16 protein-coding genes are annotated in these 20,031 nt (G+C 43.2%); all 16 read right to left on the reverse strand.

From position 1 onward, the window contains the following. Positions 1-92 precede the first annotated feature (92 nt). Positions 93-4,613 carry a S8 family serine peptidase gene (locus RWS24_RS04990; RefSeq protein ID WP_314365973.1) on the reverse strand — a complete coding sequence of 1,507 codons (4,521 nt, stop codon included), beginning with the start codon at positions 4,611-4,613 and terminating at the stop codon, positions 93-95. Positions 4,614-5,078: 465 nt separating this feature from the next. Next, the gene (locus RWS24_RS04995; protein WP_314365974.1) at positions 5,079-6,326 is read right to left on the reverse strand and encodes a hypothetical protein; all 1,248 of its coding nucleotides are present in this window, start codon (positions 6,324-6,326) and stop codon (positions 5,079-5,081) included. Between the two features lie 145 nt (positions 6,327-6,471). Next, positions 6,472-7,971, reverse strand: a complete 1,500-nt coding sequence (locus RWS24_RS05000) for a hypothetical protein (protein ID WP_314365975.1) — start codon at positions 7,969-7,971, stop codon at positions 6,472-6,474. A 117-nt stretch (positions 7,972-8,088) separates the two neighbouring features. Further along, on the reverse strand, positions 8,089-8,841 hold the full coding sequence (locus tag RWS24_RS05005) for a DUF6261 family protein (protein ID WP_314365976.1): 753 nt from the start codon (positions 8,839-8,841) through the stop codon (positions 8,089-8,091). A gap of 650 nt (positions 8,842-9,491) precedes the next feature. Next, positions 9,492-9,944, reverse strand: a complete 453-nt coding sequence (locus tag RWS24_RS05010; protein ID WP_314365977.1) for a GNAT family N-acetyltransferase — start codon at positions 9,942-9,944, stop codon at positions 9,492-9,494. Further along, positions 9,945-10,790 (reverse strand): aldo/keto reductase, encoded by an 846-nt coding sequence (locus RWS24_RS05015; protein WP_314365978.1) that lies wholly within the window; start codon positions 10,788-10,790, stop codon positions 9,945-9,947. An 80-nt stretch (positions 10,791-10,870) separates the two neighbouring features. After that, positions 10,871-11,065, reverse strand: coding sequence for a hypothetical protein (locus tag RWS24_RS05020; protein ID WP_314365979.1), 195 nt, complete (start codon positions 11,063-11,065; stop codon positions 10,871-10,873). A gap of 158 nt (positions 11,066-11,223) precedes the next feature. Continuing rightward, on the reverse strand, positions 11,224-12,375 hold the full coding sequence (nagA, locus tag RWS24_RS05025) for an N-acetylglucosamine-6-phosphate deacetylase (RefSeq protein ID WP_032909589.1): 1,152 nt from the start codon (positions 12,373-12,375) through the stop codon (positions 11,224-11,226). A gap of 240 nt (positions 12,376-12,615) precedes the next feature. Continuing rightward, positions 12,616-12,966: a 30S ribosome-binding factor RbfA gene (rbfA, locus tag RWS24_RS05030; RefSeq protein WP_002893555.1), complete on the reverse strand. Its 351-nt coding sequence runs from the start codon at positions 12,964-12,966 to the stop codon at positions 12,616-12,618. Positions 12,967-13,143: 177 nt separating this feature from the next. Beyond that, the gene (infB, locus tag RWS24_RS05035; protein WP_314365980.1) at positions 13,144-15,936 is read right to left on the reverse strand and encodes a translation initiation factor IF-2; all 2,793 of its coding nucleotides are present in this window, start codon (positions 15,934-15,936) and stop codon (positions 13,144-13,146) included. Positions 15,937-15,955: 19 nt separating this feature from the next. Next, positions 15,956-16,252 (reverse strand): YlxQ-related RNA-binding protein, encoded by a 297-nt coding sequence (locus tag RWS24_RS05040; protein WP_314365981.1) that lies wholly within the window; start codon positions 16,250-16,252, stop codon positions 15,956-15,958. After that, a complete protein-coding gene (rnpM, locus tag RWS24_RS05045; protein WP_002923338.1) occupies positions 16,245-16,541 on the reverse strand; it encodes an RNase P modulator RnpM in 297 nt (98 codons plus the stop codon). Before rnpM ends, RWS24_RS05040 begins: the two co-directional genes overlap by 8 nt. A gap of 10 nt (positions 16,542-16,551) precedes the next feature. Beyond that, entirely contained in the window at positions 16,552-17,808 is a 1,257-nt protein-coding gene (nusA, locus tag RWS24_RS05050) for a transcription termination factor NusA (protein ID WP_268684519.1), read from the reverse strand. A gap of 59 nt (positions 17,809-17,867) precedes the next feature. After that, positions 17,868-18,356, reverse strand: coding sequence for a ribosome maturation factor RimP (gene rimP, locus RWS24_RS05055; protein WP_032908080.1), 489 nt, complete (start codon positions 18,354-18,356; stop codon positions 17,868-17,870). A gap of 199 nt (positions 18,357-18,555) precedes the next feature. Next, positions 18,556-19,194 carry a tRNA (guanosine(46)-N7)-methyltransferase TrmB gene (trmB, locus tag RWS24_RS05060; RefSeq protein WP_314365982.1) on the reverse strand — a complete coding sequence of 213 codons (639 nt, stop codon included), beginning with the start codon at positions 19,192-19,194 and terminating at the stop codon, positions 18,556-18,558. Continuing rightward, complete coding sequence (ccrZ, locus tag RWS24_RS05065) at positions 19,191-19,985, reverse strand: cell cycle regulator CcrZ (protein ID WP_002893562.1); 795 nt, start codon at positions 19,983-19,985, stop codon at positions 19,191-19,193. Before ccrZ ends, trmB begins: the two co-directional genes overlap by 4 nt. Positions 19,986-20,031: the final 46 nt, after the last annotated feature.

The following is a 20,031-nucleotide window of genomic DNA, read 5'->3' on the forward strand; positions in this document are numbered from 1 at the left end:
AGATTATAGCAGAAAATAGGGCCAATGTAAAATACTTATCGAAAAATCCCTCAAGTTTCAACTTAAGGGATTTTAACTCACTTGAAAACCAATTAGACTTGTTTAGGTTTTTTCGGTCTCACAACTCTTGGCTTTCTGCCATCAAGTTTTCTCTTGGCTGCTCTGAGGTTGGCAATGGCTTCTTTGACATCTTCCTGGCTGGCACCTGGATTGGCCAAAACTTCCTTAGCCTGTGCATAAGCCTCTAGATAAGCCGCCTTAACCGCGTCAGTCGCATAGATAAACTTATTGCTGATAGCTTGGTAATGCACCTCATCATCGACTAGCTTCTTGAGATTGGTAAAGTTAGTCGCCTTACCATCCAGCTTCTTCTCTGCTGTAGTCAGCTGAGCTAGGGCAGTATCGATTTGCTCCTGTGTCACCTTATCCTGCACCAAGAGCAGAGCCACTGCTTGGAAGGCCTTGTCATAAGCTCGGCGAGTTCTATCCTTAGCATTGGCATAAGCACCTGTCTTAGTGGTAGCTGCATAAGCCTCCACAGCCGCTTTAACCGCAGCAATATCAGAGTCCTTGCCGTCTAGATTAGTAGATGCTGTTTCTAGTTTTGCTCTTACGGCATCAACTTGCGCTTGAGTCAGTTTACTTGTCAAAGCTTCCTTGGCTGCCTGATATGCTTGGTCGTAGGCTGTGCGCTTCGCTGCAGAAGCATTGTAATACTGAGCAGTGCCGACCAGACTAGACTGCTGATTGACAGCCGCCAGCAAGCCTGACTTGACGATAACTCCCAGCTTGAGCAGGTTATTCTTGCCCTCTTTGACCTCAACAGTCGGCTCAGTTTCCCAGAGCTCGTAGCCAGTCGGTAGGTTGACAAAGACAGAGTAGAATCCAGCTGCTACAGATCTTCCGAAGGCATGCTTGCCAAACAGTTCTGCTGGAAGCGTATAGGCATCGCCATTGTTATTCTTGAGAACCACTTGAGTATTCTTCGGAACAGCTTGATCAAAGGCAACACTGACCGGTGCAAAGACCAGCTTCTTGACTAGAAACTCAATCGTCTTAAAGCTATCTTGGGCTGTCAGCTCAAACTCCTGAGTCAGATCGCTGTAGAAACGAAGCTCATCCTTATCATAAGTAAAGATCTCAGCTGTGTAGCGTCCAAACGGCAGAGCATTAATTTTCTTGCCCTTGTCCAGTTCGACATACTTGCCCTTGCTATCCTTGATTCGATAGACAAAGGTTGACGATACATCCTGACGTGTATTAGCATCAACCAGAGCAACACGGATACGCCCGTCATTTTCAGCACTGACTAGCTCTGACAAAGCTATGGCATCACGGTTACCCGCATAGTCCTCTACCACATAGAAAATCTTGGACTTGTCCACCCCTTTTGGCAAGGTGTAGCTGCCATCCGCATTGGCTGAGATGTAAACCCGACGCTCGTAATCACGCTCAATGCCAAAATCATCCACGGCTTTATAGGTCTCTTTCCCTTTTTCATCTGCTTGCAAATAGAAGACCTGTTCTCTCAAAATACCGCCGTTGCCAACATCTTTTGGCTTGCGAGCCGTAAAGGTTTCCGCACCATCCTTGGTACTGATATAGCCTGAGCTAATCAGAGGCTTCTGAGTATCAATCTGTAAGTTAAAGGTAATCTGCTGCTCTTTAGCACCTGGTACATCTGGAGTATAGCGAACCACATAGGTATAGAGGCCATCTTCCAGCTTATCACCCTTGCTGTCACGACCATCCCAGTATGTATCTTCTAGTAGGTAGGACTTAGGATTGTCTGACTGACCACTATAATAGTTCTTGCGGCCTTCTTTAATCGTGCTGCTCTGCCAGATTGGGAAGCGATAGTCCTTATCATCTGCCGTATAGACACTAGCTGTCAGATTATTGATATTGCGATAGAGAACTGTCCGATACTGGATGCTGTCCTGATTGCCATCTCCATTAGGTGAGAAGGCCAGACGAATCTTGCCATCCGCTCCCAGCTGCAGCACATGCTTACCATCCGCATTTTCTGCAGTTCCCAGTACAATTGAGCTGCGAGCAGCTGTTCGACCGGTAGAGTAGAGTGTATCATTTGACTCTGTCACAAGGGAAGATACATTGTCATCAGATAGGATACTCTTGTCCTCTGGCACTGGGTAATAGAAGCCTGACTTACCTTCTTGGACCAGATTATAGATTGGTCTTTCTACAGCTGGCAGATCTTGGAATTGCCCACGGAAGCCCATAAATGGCAGACTAACCACATCGCCGTCATCCGCTGGATCGACAAAACGGACAAAACCTTCTAGGAAATAGCCATTCGGCATCTGCTTAATCAACTCTTCCGCAAACTTAGCAGTATTTACCTTGACCGTCACTTTCTGGCTGCTGTGAGCCTTGACGGTAACTTCTGGCCAGACCGTTTCAGTTAGTTTGCGAGGTGTCAGGGTAAAGTAGCCATCCTTGACCGTATCCGTGTTGGTATTGACAATCATCTTCAAGGTCCGGTCCTTATCTGTGATATTATGGACCGTAACGTCAAAGGTGAAGCTGTCTTGGACATTGCCCAAGGAAACGCTAGGATATTGGTTGTCCCCTGTCACATAGAGGCCGGTAGAAATAGCCGCTGCCGTATCTACGATACCAGCACCCTGCTGACGCGGAGAGGTATAGGCACCTGTTTCCTTGTTGACGTGCAGCTTAGCTGTTGACATGATGAGCGCTTTGACCAAATCAGCATTCTGGGCAGGCGTCAGTTCTGGATAGTGCTGAAGGAGATATTCCTTGACAAGAGCCGCTACACCAGCCACATGAGGCGTAGCCATACTGGTTCCCTTCATAGAGCCATAGGTATTGTCATTAAGCGAAGAGTAAATATCGCCACCTGGTGCTGTCACATCTGGCTTGAGCAAGCCATCTGTCGTTACACCCCAACTAGAGAAGTCAGACAGACTACCAGCTCCTGGATGCGGCCGATTGACCTTAAGACCATTAAAGACTACCTTGTAATTACCAGCTGCCAAAGCCTCTCCATATTCCTTACTGATAAAGGCTGATGGAACCTTTTTAGATTCATTGTCCAGACTCATAGTTAGGTTAGCTCCGTCAACATTATTGTAGATCAGAGCACCAACTGCACCATGGCTGATAGCATTTCTAACCTTTTCAGCAAAGGTAAAGGAACCACGCTGGATTAGGGCCAGCTTACCTGTCAGATCCTTACCAGCAAAGTCCTCTTCACGGCCAAGACCAACATGGACATACTCATATTCCTTGCCCTTTTCAAAGGTTGCATTTGTCTCACCCATGGAGTAGCTGAAATGACCGTTCAAAAGCTTATCGTTCTTTTCCAGACCACGAACTTCCATGACTTCCTCTGTCAGAACAGTGTTATTGACAGAAGCGACTGAGATCGAGCTTTCTGCTGTTGAAGGACTGCCAACTAGACCATAGTCTGGATTTTCAACCAGCGGTTTAGAGTATTCACTTCCGAAGGTGTTGTCATTACCCGCTGCAATGATCACACTCACCCCCTTGGCTCGAGCGCGCTCAATAGCGGCCTGCAGACTAGGGCTGACGTCAACCGTTGAACCTGTTGCTGAACCTAGACTCATATTGATGGTATCAGCTCCCAAAGCTACTGCATCATCAATAGCTTTGATATAGATAGCGTCGCTAGTTGTGCGCTGACGGTCTGAGAAGACCCGCATAAACATAACTTGTGCTTCTGGCGCAACACCATAGACATACTCATCATTAGGAGCTTTCTTGTTGGGATTTCCCACTGAAATCCCTGTTACGTGCATACCATGCGAATAACTGTTCTTTTCCTTGATATTGTCATCACCGTCTATATAGTTATAGGCATAGACAACCTTGCTGTTGTACCACTTCCCGTAGTCAATACCAGCCTTTTTCTTAGCTTCTTCCAGAGCTGCCTCTGTTTGATACTTGGCCTTTGACGGGTCAGAGATCTTCAGAACCTCATGGTGGACATCCAGACCTGAGTCGATAATCGCTACCAGCCGGCCTTGACCTTTATAGCCCTGTGACCAGGTCTGGGGAACCTTGATAATCTCATTGGTACTGATGCTGCTTGGCTTAGCATCGCGAGAAGTTGGTGACTCTGCTACTGCATCAGGATTAGCAGCAGGCTTTTCTGAGTTTGCGGCTGTCGGAGACTCTACAGTCGAACTAGCTGGAGCTGTCGGCTTGGTCTCTGTGGCAGATGGCTGAGTTACCTTCTCAGCACTTGAAGAAGCCTGTTCTGATGAAGAAGTCGCTCCTTTTTCTACAGGAGCTGCGGCTGCTTCCTTAGCCTCTGCCGTAGAAGGCTGGCTAGAATGCTCTGTACTTGAAGTAGCCGATTCAGAAGAAGCTGGTGCTGCTTTCTCCACAGCAGCTGGAGTTACCGGCTGACTCTCAGGTGTAGCTGCTTGAGAAGCGGACTCAGTCGCTGATACCACAGCGGCAGTCGGCTGACCTTGCCCTGACGAACTAACTGTCGTCTGCTCATCCGCCTGAGCCTGTCCAGCACCAAAAACCAGAGCAGTTCCCAGCAGAACAGAAGCCAAACCGAACTTGTATTTACGGAGTGAAAAACGTTGTCTTTGCATAGAAGTCTCCTTACTTTATTTATAAACCATATTATAATAAAAATTTTCTGACAATTCATACACATATAACAAATGTAACAAAAATGTAATAATGGCGAACATTATAGTCAAAAACGGCTATATAATAAAGTTTCAAGCATCTATTTATTTGAAATATAGAACAAATACATGTTAAAATCCGGAAATAAGAAAAAACCAATCAGAACTAGCGCAGAATGGACCAGTTTGATTGGTTTGTTATAGGAACTTTATGAAATATTATTTCTCATTTATAAATAAGCAAACGGACTACTTCTTAGAATGATATTTACGGCATCTCTAGCTAATAAAGCATACTCTCCATCAAAAACATAATCAATAATCCCCTAGCCATATAATATGGATAAGGGCCTGATTTACATTCTCCCGAAACAATTGGAAAACGTTGATAATAAAAAAATTTGAAGTGATATATTTATTCAATGCCTAACTCAGTTCAAAGACTCCAGTTTGGTCAAATATAGAAAAAATGTCATCAACCGTCATTTCTCCAGATTTATATTTTTCAAATAACTTTAAAAAATGTAAAGTATCTATAATTAATACATTATACACCTGATTTTTTGCTACGTCTATAACATTATGACTGACTGAGGGTCTATCTTTCGAAGCTACATGCTTAAAACGATTTACGATGATAATTCTCCTAATGTTCTCATCAGAAACCTTGTTCTTCTCTGAATATTTATGTACATGAGTAATCAACTGAGAAATATTAGATTTTTTTACATCTTTAGTTAACCCTTTAAATTCAAATAAATAATGTACTCCGTCTTTTTCAAATGAAAAATCTTCATCTTTGGTGTCTTCAAAATCAGACTTTACCTCCAACATTTCTACTAGCATTTTAGTTAGAACAGCCTCTAAATCAGAACCTGCTTTGAAAAGTATAGATTTATAATATTTATTGCAGTTTATAATTTCTTCCGATTTTTTTATCTTATCTTGTGCTTTCTCAATCTTGAGCTTTTCGTTATCAATAATATTAAATTGTTGATTGTCATCAAAAAACTTTATCGTATTAAACCAATCCGGAACATCTTCTTCTGGATTACTGGGAGATATTTTCGTAATAAGAGTAGATAATTCGTTTCGATTTGTTACTTGCAAAGTGGTAAGAGTGACATTTGCCTTAGTTAAACAAACTAACTTATTACTCCCGTCTGAACGTATTTCATTCTCAGAGATTATATCTACTCCAAAATCATAACGTGATGGGTCACGAAAGTAAAAATCAGAAGAAAATTTTATTCCATCTAATGTAGTAAAAGTTTTCTCATATGTTAAAGTAAAATTTGTTTTAATTATTTTGTTTAAATGTCCATAAAATTCTTCTGGAATATCCTTTAAATATTGTCCACATTGAAAGACGCCATTTGAAGAATAGTAGCCATTATTGCTTGTTCCAAAAAAATGATTCTTAGGCAATATATAAAGAAATCTTGTTTTCATTGAATCCACAACACTTTGGGATAATGTAAATAAATCTTGATCAGAATCAAGCTGGTGATAATCATCTTTACAATTAGTATTTCTCCAAAGTAATTGGTCACTTAAGTCAATGATATTTAAATCAAATGAATCCAAGGAAACAGCGTTACCAAATGAATTACATTCTTCTACTTCCAAACTACTAACATTATCTCCTGAATAATTTATGAGCTGTATTTTCATAATTCTCCCCTTTTATATAGTTTCCCTTAATCTTTATTATACCAATTATCTCACCATCTTTAAAGCATATCTACAACGAAACGATAACTATCCAGCATTGCTAAGTCTATAAATGTTCAACTTCTCACACTCTCATCTCGTAGTTTTATGAGCTATGAAATCTTCTGAAAAAAATGACTGTTTTTTGCTTTAATTCTTTAATAAACTCAGAAAAAATTTGCCATCTATTTTTATACCAAAAGATTTTAATAGAATCTTTTTCTTCGCCGGCTTTATTGTAGAGCTTTAAAACTTCTTGGTCGCCCTGAATTTTATTTATATCAAAATCTATGTTTCTTGTTTGATCTTCAAAATATAAATCAAATTCACTTTTATCCATCAAAGGTGTAAAACTGATAGATTTTTGTTCACCATCTTTTTTTATAAAAATGTAACTATCATAAAATTTCCCAAATCTCTTCTGAATTATTGAAATTGAGACTATAAATAGTATAAATGCTACCATCAAGGACACATAATAGTCTATAAATATTAATAATAAGTTAATAAAAATAATAATTCCTATATCAATACAAATTGTATAAAGCATACCTCGAATGGAATAAATTCTTGTTATGGTCCAAACTATTCCCCATAAAATGAATAATACGATAGCAAAGAAAGCTAAGTATATATCCTCCAACTGAGCTTCAGCACTTTTTCCAATTACAAATTCATAGTAATTTTTTTCAGATAACTCAGCCGGATGATGAACGCTAAAGCTCATTTTACTAGGCAAAACTAACGAAGATTTGCTAGGTATCGTTTTAATCGTGTAATGGTATTTACTGTCATTTCTATAAAGATTCCTGTCATATACTCGCTCAAAAAATAACTGACTGCCCTCTTTTAATACAATTTTCTGATTCGGTCCTATTCCCCATTTACTATCATAATAAGAGGTAAAGAACTCATTTGTAATTAACTTATCTTTTTTCTTATTTTCAATATCAAATTTCTCACCCTTATGTATAGAGAAGATGGTTCCTGCAGGTAACGTAACTGGATTTCCAGATTCATCTACTAACTGATCTGTGAGTTCCTTATTAGAAGAAAGATAAATTTTTTCATTTGCTACAAAAGGATAATCAATATCATACGATGAAGTCATCTGTCTATATATAAGCTGAATTGATAGTAATACCATTGAACAGCTTAATAAGACAAAAAGTCTTAAAATAAATGAAAATAACCTAATTTTCTTATTTTCGCTTTTATTATCAGTAATATAAGATTCTGTCACTTCATAACAAAACTGATACCTTTCGCATTTCTTTATATTGTATTTTCTATCAATAACCGTAACTTCTCCCATTTTGTTTATCATTTTTGAAAAATAGAAACTTGTAATTAAACCTGAAATTAAAAATACTGATAAAAATATCCAGAGCCGGAATTCATCCGCAGGAGAAAATCTGATAATTTTAATTAACACAAAGACGATAGAAATGAAAGCGAACAAAGATCCGCTCCAGAACAGTGATGATAAAAATTTGGAAATCTTCTCTTTATTTGAATCTCCTTCAACAAAACGATTATCAATAAACACTACCTTAATGAGAGTAATTGATGACACAACTATACCAGGCAACGATAACCAATTCATTTTCCTTCTCCTAATTCTTAATTTTTTCTATTTATTATATCACTTTCTTATAGATAGAATAATCACGTCTAAAATAAAAAAGCTAATGAAATCTTATATCTCATTAACTTTTATTCTTTATCCTGCCACTTCTGACACTGGTTCAGTTTTAGTTTTCTTATTTGGACTGGCCAGGCGGCGCTTGCTGTCTCGGATGGTGTTGAGATCCTTGAGGAGTTTGGCAAAGTGAGCTTTCTCTGGATAGGCTTCTGCGGAGGCTGCAGTATAGCGCATAAAGAGGTCATAAGTGCGGGAGATTTCCATACGCAGCTGCTTGGTCTTACCGACTTCCTTACTGGACTTGGCTGCACGCGCTAGGGCTTCGGCCTTATCATAGTCTTCCTGAGCAGTCGTCACTGCGCTAATCACTGGTGAGAGTCCCAGCGTAGTCACTGCTGCATTGTAGGGCTCTTCCTTGAGGGTTTTGAGGAGACTCTTAATCTCAGCAGTGCCGACATCGTTATTATGCTTGGTGATGTCCTTGTACTTGATCAGGACTGGAGCCAGCGTCTCATGGGCTTCCTTGAACTTTGCTTCCTTTATCTTAGCAAATCCCCTATGCAGGGTAAAGAGCCCGACCAGAGCGCTGTCCCGATCCTTATCTACCTCTGCCAGACTCGTGGTCTGTTTCTTTTCCACACTGGCTAGCTGTTTTTGGAACTCTTCTAGCTTGCTCGCAAAGGGCTCCAAGTGCGTGCCATACATATCTTCGTTCTTATTTGCTTTGACAAAGTCCGTGATGATTTGACGAGAATCTGTCATCAAACTTTCAAACTCACGGTGAGTAAAGTTGCTATAGGTCAGGGGACGAATGGTGTAATTAGTAGTCATAATAAAACCTCTCCAATAATTTGATGAACTAAGTATAGCATGTGACAATAAATCTTTTGCAAGGCTGCCCTGAAATGTCATTTTTTATCCCTGAAATAACACTTTTTCAAAATCAAAGACATAAAATATCCCCACCCGATAATTTCTTCAACTTCAGATAGGGATTATTTCTCTTTAAAAATGAATTATTAAGGCATTTCACGCTTAGAATGCTTTAAAATTTTAATAAACGCTAGTATTCGAACTTTAGAATGGTTTAATATTTTGACAAACCGCATCAAGTGATACTTAGAAAGCACGGATTTTTTCATAAACAGGACTATTCGAAACCTAGTTTATCTAAATATTTTAGTAAACACTCGTATTCAGCCTTTAGATTGATTGGATATTTAACTAGAGTTTACTCTTCGAAGTTTTGATGATTACTTTTCACTCTATCTCCCCGCTCTCAAGGGCTCGATGACCTCCTAAATCAGTCGGGTGTAATTTCCAATTCTTGGATCTTCTTCATCTAACTCCCCTATCTTAGTGTTTCGTTGGATATTAGTCCTATTTTACACCTTTCATTATTGCACTGAAATATCTTCTTTTATAGTTTCTTCTGGCGGTAGAGATAAAAATCCCCAGTTCTTTTCAAACCGGGGATAGCTTTATATTTTTAATTCATAGACTTCCTGCCAGCCGGCTGGTCCTAATATGCGTTGGGGCTGTTTGCTAAAACCGGTTTCTCGGTAGATATAGGAGGAGACTTGATTTCTCTCATTGACACCTAGGATGATGCTTTTATACATAGGCAAATGCTCTCTTATGAAATCAGGCAAGAGCTTCAGCGTCTGACTACCGTATCCTCGCATCTGAAAGTCTTCATCTGTTGAAAAGCTACGAAGGAGCAGGCTATCTGGCTGACCGCCATAAGTATACTTCTCTTCTCCAGCATCCAAGATCAGAAAGGTTACGATTTGATCTTCTTCAAGACCCAAGATGGCATAGCGATTTTCCAAGTCAGCGACAGCCTGGCTAGGATGGCTGGTAAATCTCAATTCGGTTAAATGGTAAGACTGCAAGGCTTCTCTATCTGAACTTCGATAGAATCGGATTTGCATCTAAAAATCCATCCCATCCGGATTTGGTGCGCCACCGGCCAAACCGCTGACATTTTTGAGCACTTCCAAGTCCGCAGTATCTAGCTCAATGTCAAAGCAGTCCAGATTGCTGGCAATCCGGCTCGGAGTGACCGACTTAGGCAGGGGCAGGAAGCCTTCCTGCAAGCTCCAAGCTAGCGCGACTTGTGCAATGGTCTTGCCATACTTGTCTGCCACAGCCTGTACGGCTGGATTTTGGAAGAGCTCTCCTTGACCAAATGGTCCCCAAGCTTCCAGTAAAATCTCATGCTCACGGCAGAAGTTCACCGCCTCTGTCTGATAGACACCTGGAGCCAGGCGGATTTGATTGACAGCAGGAGTCATACGTGATGTTTCAAGCAAGGCTTCTAAGTGATGAGGCAGGAAATTGCTGACGCCAATCGCTCGAATCTTTCCGAGATTATAAAGATCTTCCATAGCCTGCCAGACTTCGACATTGCGCTTTTTCCAAGCATCGTTTTCCCTCAGGGGTTTGGGATTCGGCCAGTGGATGAGGTAGAGGTCCAGATAGTCCAGTCCCAACCGCTCCATTGAGGCCACAAAGGCCTCTTGAGCTTCCTCGTAAGTATGAATGTCATTCCAGAGCTTGGTCGTGATGAAGAGTTCCTCCCGCGGGATGCCACTGTCCTTGATTGCCCGTCCGACGCTCTCTTCGTTCTTATAGATAGCTGCCGTATCAATGTGCCGATAGCCTGCCTTGAGAGCGGCTAATGTTGCTTGATAGGCTTCTTCGCCATCCTGAGCCTTCCAAGTACCGAAGCCCAGCACCGGAATGCCAACACCATTGTTCAAAAGATATTCTCTCATCTCACGTCTCCTTTACAAGTTCCATCTACTGCTTGCCTTCAGCAAGGCAGCTGCTACAGTGATTACAAGAGCAGAACTGCTCACTTCTTTTCCTTTTTCTTCAGTATTGGCTTAGGTTTGAAGATATTTTCCTTAGTCGGCTCCATTCCTTTACTGAAAAAGCTATAGATAATGAAAGCAACTCCTGCGACAAGTATTAAGATTCGTCCAAAGATCAGTCCCGCCAGCAGCAAAGCAAGTCCCATTATCAAAAATTTCGCATCAATTCGTTTCATAGCCTACTCCTGTTTACATTATAGTCTCATTATATCACGCCTAAGGAAGCAATTCAAATCTAGGCGAAGACTATCAAGGCGTCTGCCAACCAAAAAGAACAGGTTGCCCTGCTCTTTCTGAAAAATATAAGGAGACTAATTTAAAATACCTGCGGTTCTCATACATGGAATCGTTCTTGACCATCAAGATAAGTAGCTACCAGCTCTAAATCTTTATCTAAAACGATAAAGTCAGCATCGTAGCCTTCCTTGATCTGTCCGCAGACATCATCAATATGGACTGATTTTGCTGGAATCAGGCTAGCCATCATAACCGCCTGATGAGGATTGGCAATACCCCATTTGACCACATTTTTCAATCCGTCCTTGAGTTTGAGGATAGAGCCAGCTAGATTGCCCGTCGACTTGAGCCGAGCGGTTCCTTCCGCCACAACCACTGGAAATTCTCCCAGCATGTAGTCTCCATCTTCAAGACCTCCTGCGGTCATACAGTCAGTAATGAGAGCAATATTTTCATGTCCCTTCTGCTTAAGCAAGATGTCACAGGCCTTAGGATCCACATGGTGGCCGTCACAAATCAGTTCCGCATAGGTGTGGGGCAGCTCATACATGGCACCAACCATGCCCAGCTCCCGGTGGGTCAAGCCCCGCATACCATTGTATGCATGCACCCAGACACTGGCACCTGCTTCGACCGCAGTTTTGGCTTCATCATAGGTTGCGTTAGAATGTCCCAAAGCAACGGTCACACCTTCATCAGTCAGCGTGCGGACAAATTCCTCAACGCCATCACGTTCTGGCGCGAGAGCAATTTTATTGAGCAAGCCATTTGCGGCCTTCTGCCAAGCACGAAACTCATTCATGCTAGGATCTTTCATATAGGCCGGATTTTGGGCACCTTTATACTTCTCAGTGAAGTAAGGCCCTTCAAAATAGAGACCGCGAATCTTGGCCCCGCTAGCTTCTTGATAGCGAGCACCGATATTTTCAGTTACTGCTAAGAGTCGCTCATAGGATGAGGTCAAGGTTGTTGGTAAAAAGCTGGTCACACCGGTAGTCAAGAGACCCTCACTCATGGTATGAAGAGTTCCTTCGATGTTGTTGTCCATGACATCAACACCGCCGAAGCCGTGAATATGAGTATCCACCAGACCTGGTGCAATCGAGTAGCCACTGTAGTCTATGACTTCTGCATCCTGCGGAACAGACTGCACCAGCTTGCCAAACTTGCCGTCAATCAGCTCTAAATAACCGCCCTGACGGATTCCCTGAGGATAGAAAAATTGATCTGCTTTGATATATGTAGGCATAAGACTGCCTCCCTTGTTCTTGAATGCTATATTCTCTGCCATTCAAAGCGGAAGTCTGTGATAGAGCTAGCATCTTTCTATAGATACTTTCTACCCCCCGCTTTTGAATCTCTGAGTTTTCTTGACTATATTATAACTCTTTCTTTTTTATTTGTAAATGGTATATACCTATTTTTGCAAAAAATTGTTATATTAAATTTAAAAAACAGAAAACCCAGCCATGACAGCTGAGTTTCTGCTTTATTTTTTCTCTAAATCGCGCAACATCTGGTCGATTTTATTTCCATACTCGATGGATTCGTCCTTGACAAAGGTCAAATCTGGAATCTTGTACATCTTCAGATTGTGACCAAGCTCTCGCTTGATGGTACCGGTCGCTTTTTCCAGACCGGTCTGAGCTTTTTGATTATCAGAGGCTAGATTGCTCATAATCGTGTAGTAGACCTTGGCCATGGATAGGTCGCCCAGCATTTGAACATCGGTAATGGTTACTCCCTGCACCCGCGGGTCACGAACTTTCTTCTGCAAGATTTCATTGACTTCGCGCTTAATTTCCATGCCGACACGGTCTGTACGAAAATTATTTGCCATGAGATTTCCTTTCTAATTTTTCTCTTCTGCAATATAAGCTAGGCTAGGCCTAGCTTATATGTTTAGTTTTGGTTAAATAAGATTCGTTTTAAACTCTTGGTGAAAAAAACATGGGACTAAAAATACTGACTTCCACCAACAATGATTTCACTGCGAGTTTTTAACGGACTTCTTATCTTATTTCTTAATTTCTTCCATGATGTAGGCTTCAATCGTATCATCTACTTGGATGTCATTGTAGCCATCAATCATGAGTCCACCTTCACGGCCGTTAGTAACTTCCTTAACATCATCCTTGAAGTGCTTGAGGCTGGCAAGCTCACCATCGTAAATCACGACGCCATCACGGATAACGCGAACCTTGGAATCACGGGTCACTTTACCGTTGATAACCATAAATCCACCGATAGTACCAACCTTGGAAACCTTGAAGGTCTCGCGGATAAGAGCTTCCCCGATGATTTTTTCTTCGTATTCTGGATCCAGCATTCCCTTCATGGCATCTTCCATTTCTTCGATAACCTTGTAGATAATGCTGTGGAGACGGATTTCGACATCATCAGCTTCTGCCTGTTGGCGAGCTTGAGATGTAGGACGAACGTTAAATCCGATGATGAAAGCATTTGAAGCTTCCGCCAGTGTTACGTCTGACTCATTGATAGCACCAACCGCTGAGTGGACGATGGTAATCTTAACGCCTTCCACTTCAATCTTTTGCAGGGAAGCAGACAGAGCTTCTACAGAACCCTGCACATCAGCCTTGATGATAACATTAACAGACTTGACTTCACCAGCTTTGAGGGTATCAAAGAGATTTTCCAGACTGACGCGGTGAGTAGCTTGACGCTGTTTGAGAAGGGCACGTTTGGCACGTTCTTCACCGGCTGCACGCGCAGCTTTTTCATCTTCATAGACAGCAAAGTGGTCACCAGCCATCGGAGTTTCATTGAGACCAGTGATAGAAACCGGTGTAGATGGTCCTGCCACCTTAACACGACGGCCTAGGTCATTGGTCATAGCCCGAACCCGACCGAAGGTATTACCAACAACGATTGGATCCTGCACATTCAGAGTTCCCTGCTGAACCAAAAGGGTTGCGACAGCACCTTTTCCTTTATCCAGACGGGCTTCAATGACCGTACCAATCGCTCGAACAGTCGGATCTGCCTTGAGTTCTTGGATTTCAGCCACCAAGAGGACTGTCTCCAGCAAGCTATCGATATTTTGATTGAATTTCGCTGAGATTTCTACAAATTCAGAATCTCCGCCCCAAGCTGTTGACATGACACCATGCTCAGCCAATTCACCAATCACGCGCTCAGGATTCGCTCCTGGCTTATCAATCTTGTTGATAGCTACGATGATTGGGACATCAGCGGCTTTGGAATGGTTGATCGCTTCGATCGTTTGCGGCATAACACCGTCATCAGCCGCCACGACCAGGATAGTGATATCGGTCACAGAAGCACCGCGGGCCCGCATAGAAGTAAAGGCCGCGTGTCCAGGCGTATCCAAGAAAGTAATCTTCTTGCCGCTTTCCTCGATCTGGTAAGCACCGATGTGCTGAGTGATACCACCTGCTTCACCTGTTGCTACGCGAGAGTTACGCAGGGTATCCAAGAGAGTTGTTTTACCATGGTCAACGTGTCCCATGATGGTGACAACTGGCGGACGCTCTACCAAGGCATCTTGGTTGATATAACCTTCTTCTACGAAGAAGCGCTCAATGTCAGCTGTGTCAACTTCCACCTTCTTCTTAGCTTCAATACCGTAGTCCACCATGAGGAGCTCAATAGTATCGCCGTCAAGAGATTGGTTTTGCGTTGCCATTACGCCCATCATAAAGAGCTTCTTAACAATTTCAGCTGGCTCGCGCTTAATCCGTTTTGCAATTTCTGCAACGGTCATTCCGTCTGTATATTCAAATTCAGTTGGCAACTCATGGAACTTACGTTCTGTAACAGGTTTTGGTGCCTGGTTATTGTTGCCCTTTCCTTTTTTATTTTTCTTGTTTTTATTCCAATTACTATTTCTTTGATTTCTCACTTGATTTTGACTGCTTCGATTCTTTTGTTGTTTTCTTGGACCTTCTTCTTCGCGATCAAAATCATCGCGCTTCTTATCTGGTCGAGCTTGCTTCTTACGACGCGTATCCACAGCGGCTGGCGCTGGGCTTGGATTCGCTGCTGGAGCAGATGGAGCTGGTGCAGGCTGAGCTGCTGCAGGTGCTTCTGCCTTAGGCTGCTCCTTGCGGCGGTTTTGCCGTTCCATAACTTCTTTAGCTTCCTGTGCTTGCTTAAAGCGTTCTTCGCTTGAGCGAGCGTATTCAGCATTCTGCTCTGCTTTCAAAGCTGCTGCTCGAGCCTTAAAGTCAATCTTTGGTCCTTGAGGCTGTTGGCGGTTTTGACCATTAAATCCTTGATGACTCTGACCATTGCGGCGGCCATCTTGACCACGATTATCGCGACGCTCATTTGGACGATTGCCCCTATCTCGGTCGTTGCGGTTTCCGCGATTCTTATTTCGATTATCGCGGTCCTCACGCTTGCCTTGCTCTTTGTTTTGTGGTTTGCGGTTGCCTTGCTGCTTACGACGTTCTGCCTCTTCTTTGGCTCTCGCTTCACGCTCTGCCTTAAAGTTCCGGCTTTGCGGGCGCTTGACTGGTGCTGCCGTTTCTGCTTTCGCTTCTAGCTTAGCAGCTGCTTTTGCTTCTGTCTGTTCTGCCTTGACTGGCGCAGCCTCTTTGGCAGGAGTTTTTTGCGATGAAGGCTGAGCTGCTGCAGGATTTTCTGCAGGAGCTTGAGGTGCGGCTGCTTTCTTGAAGCTGGATTTGATTCGCTCACCAGCGTCAGCTTCTACGCTGGATGAATGACTTTTGACATCCAATCCCAGCTCCTTAGCACGAGCCACTACCTCCTTGCTTTCTTTTCCCAGTTCTTTGGCGATTTCATACAATCTTACTTTAGACAAATCTTGTCCTCCTCTTCTATTACATAAGAGACCTCATTTTCTTTGTAAAACCAGCATCTGTCACGGCGAGCACTTTTCTGGCCTTGCCAATGGCAGAGCTTAATTCCAGTGTTGAAAACACGGTTGATACTTCTACTTGGTAGTAACGACTTTTATCAGTGATTTTCTTGCTGAGATTAGGAGCTGCATCCTGGGCCAAAAAGACCAGACGTGCTTTTCCCTCCTGAATAGCCTTGACGGTCAGCTCCTCACCAGAAATGATGCGGCCAGCCCGCTGAGCCAGTCCCAGCATATTTGCAAGTTTCTCTTTATTCAAGACCTAACTCTCTTCTTTTGACCTTATGATCAACATAAGCGATTAACTCATCATAGAAAGCCTCATCCACTTCCATATTAAAGCTGCGGTTAAAGACCCGCTTCTTCTTGGCTTGAAGAGCTTCCTGATTATCCAGCTTGATATAGGCTCCACGACCGTTGGCCTTGCCTGTCGGATCGATAAAGACTTGACCTTCCTTGTTCTTGACAATCCGCAGCAAATCACGCTTGTCAATCACTTCGTTGGACACCACTGATTTTCTTAAAGGGATTTTTCTTGTTTTTGCCATTCCAGCCCCCTTAATCTAGTTCTTCAGCTTCGCTTTCTAAACCAGCTGTTTCTAGTACAGTTTCCTCTGCTGCTGCGTCAAAGTCAGTTGCTTCTGCTGCTGAAACTTCTGTCTCTAGAATAGCTGCATCCGCAAGAATTTCTTCTGCTTCCTGAGCAAATCCGCCCAGTTCATTGGCTGCTTCCATTTCTTCAAACTCAGTGGCAGACTTGATATCAATTCTAAAGCCTGTCAAATGAGCTGCTAAGCGTACGTTCTGTCCGCGACGACCGATAGCCAGAGAAAGCTTGCTGTCCGGTACGACAACCAAGGCCCGCCTGTTATCTTCTTGATTAAAGATAACCTGGTCAACTTCTGCAGGAGCGATAGCATTATAGATAAATTCAGCTGGATCTGCGACCCACTCGATGACGTCGATATTTTCTTCAGTCGGCACCATACGGCCACTCTTCGGATCGTATTTGGCAGGATGGAACTTGCTCGTAATTTTCTTGATATTAGCTCCGCCGCGTCCGACGATGGTTCCGATAGCATCCACGTTAGGATTGTGGCTGCGAACAGCCACCTTGGTCCGATCGCCCGCTTCCCGTGACACGCTCATGATTTCTACAGTTCCGTCATAGACTTCAGGGATTTCCTGCTCCATCAAGCGCTTGATCATTTCTGGATGGCTGCGGCTGACAAAGACATTGACACCGCGAGGATTGTCTTCTACCTTGTATACAAAAACTTCGATACGGTCATGAGAGGCAAAGACCTCACCAGGAATCTGGTCTTGCTTCGATAGCTGCGCTTCAATGCTGCCAAGATTGACATAGATAAAGCGATTGTCAAAGCGCTCCACAGTGCCTGACATGATTTCATTTTCATGTTCTTTGTAGGTATTGTAGGTGATTGCTCGGGTTTGTTTGCGCATCTTTTCCATGATGGTTTGCTTGGCAGACTGAGCAGCGACCCGGCCAAATTCAGCAGGCGCTTCTTCAAACTTGATCTTATCTCCCAATTCATAGGCTGAACTAATAGCCAAGGCATCTTTGAGACTGATTTCCAAACGGCTGTCAAAGACCTCGTCCACGACTTCGCGAACAGTATAGACACGGAAATCTCCTGACTTTTCGTCAAACTCAATGGCTGCGCTGTCTGCCTGACCATAGCGACGACGATAGGCTGAGCGGAGTGACTCGGTCACTGCGTCAATGATATCTTCTTTCTTGATTCCTTTGTCTTCTTCCAAAATGCGGAAGGCCTCTAGCATTTCTTTACTCATTTTCATGTGACTTTTGCCGAAACAAAAGTGTTCCTTTCTTTTCTATATTGCTTCTGCGGCTAAAACTTAACGGCTAATCTGGCTTTGGAAACCAGACTGTAGGGAATTTCGACTTCTTTTCTGCGAGTCTTGTCCAGATATTCCATGTGCAGAACATCCTCTTCAAAGCTCAGCAAGGTGCCTTCAAAGACTTTCTGCTTGTCAACAGCCTTATAGAGACTGACATGGATATAACTGCCGACTGCATCGGCTAGCTGTTCCTTGGTCTTGAGCGGGCGCTCCAAGCCAGGACTGGTCACTTCCAGAAAATACTGTTCCGGGAAAGGATCTGGCTTGATTTGATCCAAGAGCGGACTGATAATATCCGTCAAATCCGCTGTATCATTGACCGTAATACCTTCTGGCTTATCCACAAAGACACTGAGAACGTAGTCTCCGCCCATCTTTCCGTACTCAATATCGACTAATTCATAAGGGGCCAAAATGGCTGGTTCAATAACCTCCCTCACCAATTCAACAATCGTTGCGATATGACGACACCTCCTCACAGATAAGAGGCGAAGATACTTCCTCGCCTCTCTTTCCTTATTCATTACTAGTATTATAGCACGACAAGTCCCAGAATGCAAGGGAAATATGCTGTGCAAGCTTTTAAAGACCGAATTCCACTTAAAACACTCTTATTTTTAAGTAGAATTCTTTCCTAATAATAAAGTCTTCAAGGAGTATTTCCTCGAAGACTCTTTCTTATTCAAATGCTGCTTCCACCCGATAGATGACTTGTCCTTTGTTAGCAAATTTTTGCTCATACTCAGTCAGGACATTATCCTCGAAGTCGCTGGCATGCAAATCCAACCACACGCCCTTTAACTTCATACCATACTGTGAAAAGCTTACTAGGCTATACTCAAAAAGACCGCGGTTGTCCGTTTTAAAGTGGATTTCTCCATTTTCCGGCAAAATCTGCTGATAGGTCGCCAGAAAGGACTGATAGGTCAGACGACGCTTTTCATGACGTTTCTTGGGCCAAGGATCCGAGAAGTTCAGATAGAGGCGGTTAATCTCGCCCTCTTCAAAATAATCAGTCAAATCCGAACCGTCAACCCAGAGAAGCTTGATATTGGGCACATCCGTTGCTAGTACCTTGTCCAAGGCATAGCTGAGAACCGATTTCTGGATATCAATCCCGATGTAGTTGATCTCAGGATTGGCCTTGGCCATGCCGGACACAAAAGCTCCTTTGCCACTGCCAACCTCTACATGAATGGGATGGTCGTTGCCAAAAATCTCCTGCCATCTGCCCTTGGCGTCTGCTGGATTTAAAATCACATACTGGGGATGCGCCTCTAGCAGTTCCGTCGCTCCCTTACGATTCCTTACTCTCATTGTCCTCTTCCGTATTTGGAACGGAAGTTTCGTAATGCGTAAATCTCCCGGTTCACATTTTCTAAATCATTGTTTTCATAGTATTTAGCAATCTGCATCAGATAAGAATACTGTCCAAACCAGTATAGCTTATTGAACACTGTCTGATTATATTTATAGCCATAAGCACTCAGCCACTCTTGCCAACCTGAATCAGGCACATAATGGCTCAAAATATGAGCTACATCCATCATCCTGTCTGTCAGACGCACAGAATCCCAATCGACCAAGTAAATAAGCCCGCTGTCGGTCTCTACCCAGTTGCTGTGGCGCACATCTCCGTGAACGATGGTCGCATAATCCTCACGAAAGGCCGGTACTGTCTGGCGCAGGTCGCGGATAACTGATTGCAGATATTGATTATTTCTCAAAGCAAGCGGCACTTGATTGAGCCAAGCATTCAGCAAATCAGTTGGCGTTTCCAGTGTATAGCCCAGCTTGGTCAGCTGTGTCATCAATGGGCGCGAGCGATGCAGCCGTGTCAAAATATTGATTACCTGCTTTTTGGACATATCATTTGGGGTCAGAATAGTGCCTGAAAGCCACTCCTGCCCGCTCATAACGTTGCCGTCCGGCATCCGGCGGCTCCACAAAAGCTGCGGTGCGATTTGTTCTCGAGCTAAGCCTGCTAAGATAGGGGTTGTATTCATCTTGACGAAAACGCGCCCCCCGTCCGGATAAGTCCCCATATAGGCCTTTCCGCTCTTACCAGCTATCGGTGTCAGGGTCAGCTCGTTATCAACCAAGTCCATGTTTCCCCTCCGTAAAAAGTTTCTTTATCATTTTACTAGTTTTACC

This window comes from uncultured Streptococcus sp., assembly GCF_963528215.1.
Classification (GTDB): Bacteria; Bacillota; Bacilli; order Lactobacillales; family Streptococcaceae; genus Streptococcus.

Bases quoted from the DNA above. Each gene is read 5' to 3' on its own strand.
- RWS24_RS04990 (WP_314365973.1), bottom strand. From the start codon at position 4,613: ATGCAAAGACAACGTTTTTCACTCCGTAAATACAAGTTCGGTTTGGCT.
- RWS24_RS04995 (WP_314365974.1), bottom strand. From the start codon at position 6,326: ATGAAAATACAGCTCATAAATTATTCAGGAGATAATGTTAGTAGTTTG.
- RWS24_RS05000 (WP_314365975.1), bottom strand. From the start codon at position 7,971: ATGAATTGGTTATCGTTGCCTGGTATAGTTGTGTCATCAATTACTCTC.
- RWS24_RS05005 (WP_314365976.1), bottom strand. From the start codon at position 8,841: ATGACTACTAATTACACCATTCGTCCCCTGACCTATAGCAACTTTACT.
- RWS24_RS05010 (WP_314365977.1), bottom strand. From the start codon at position 9,944: ATGCAAATCCGATTCTATCGAAGTTCAGATAGAGAAGCCTTGCAGTCT.
- RWS24_RS05015 (WP_314365978.1), bottom strand. From the start codon at position 10,790: ATGAGAGAATATCTTTTGAACAATGGTGTTGGCATTCCGGTGCTGGGC.
- RWS24_RS05020 (WP_314365979.1), bottom strand. From the start codon at position 11,065: ATGAAACGAATTGATGCGAAATTTTTGATAATGGGACTTGCTTTGCTG.
- nagA (WP_032909589.1), bottom strand. From the start codon at position 12,375: ATGCCTACATATATCAAAGCAGATCAATTTTTCTATCCTCAGGGAATC.
- rbfA (WP_002893555.1), bottom strand. From the start codon at position 12,966: ATGGCAAATAATTTTCGTACAGACCGTGTCGGCATGGAAATTAAGCGC.
- rnpM (WP_002923338.1), bottom strand. From the start codon at position 16,541: ATGGCAAAAACAAGAAAAATCCCTTTAAGAAAATCAGTGGTGTCCAAC.
- nusA (WP_268684519.1), bottom strand. From the start codon at position 17,808: ATGAGTAAAGAAATGCTAGAGGCCTTCCGCATTTTGGAAGAAGACAAA.
- trmB (WP_314365982.1), bottom strand. From the start codon at position 19,194: ATGAGAGTAAGGAATCGTAAGGGAGCGACGGAACTGCTAGAGGCGCAT.
- ccrZ (WP_002893562.1), bottom strand. From the start codon at position 19,985: ATGGACTTGGTTGATAACGAGCTGACCCTGACACCGATAGCTGGTAAG.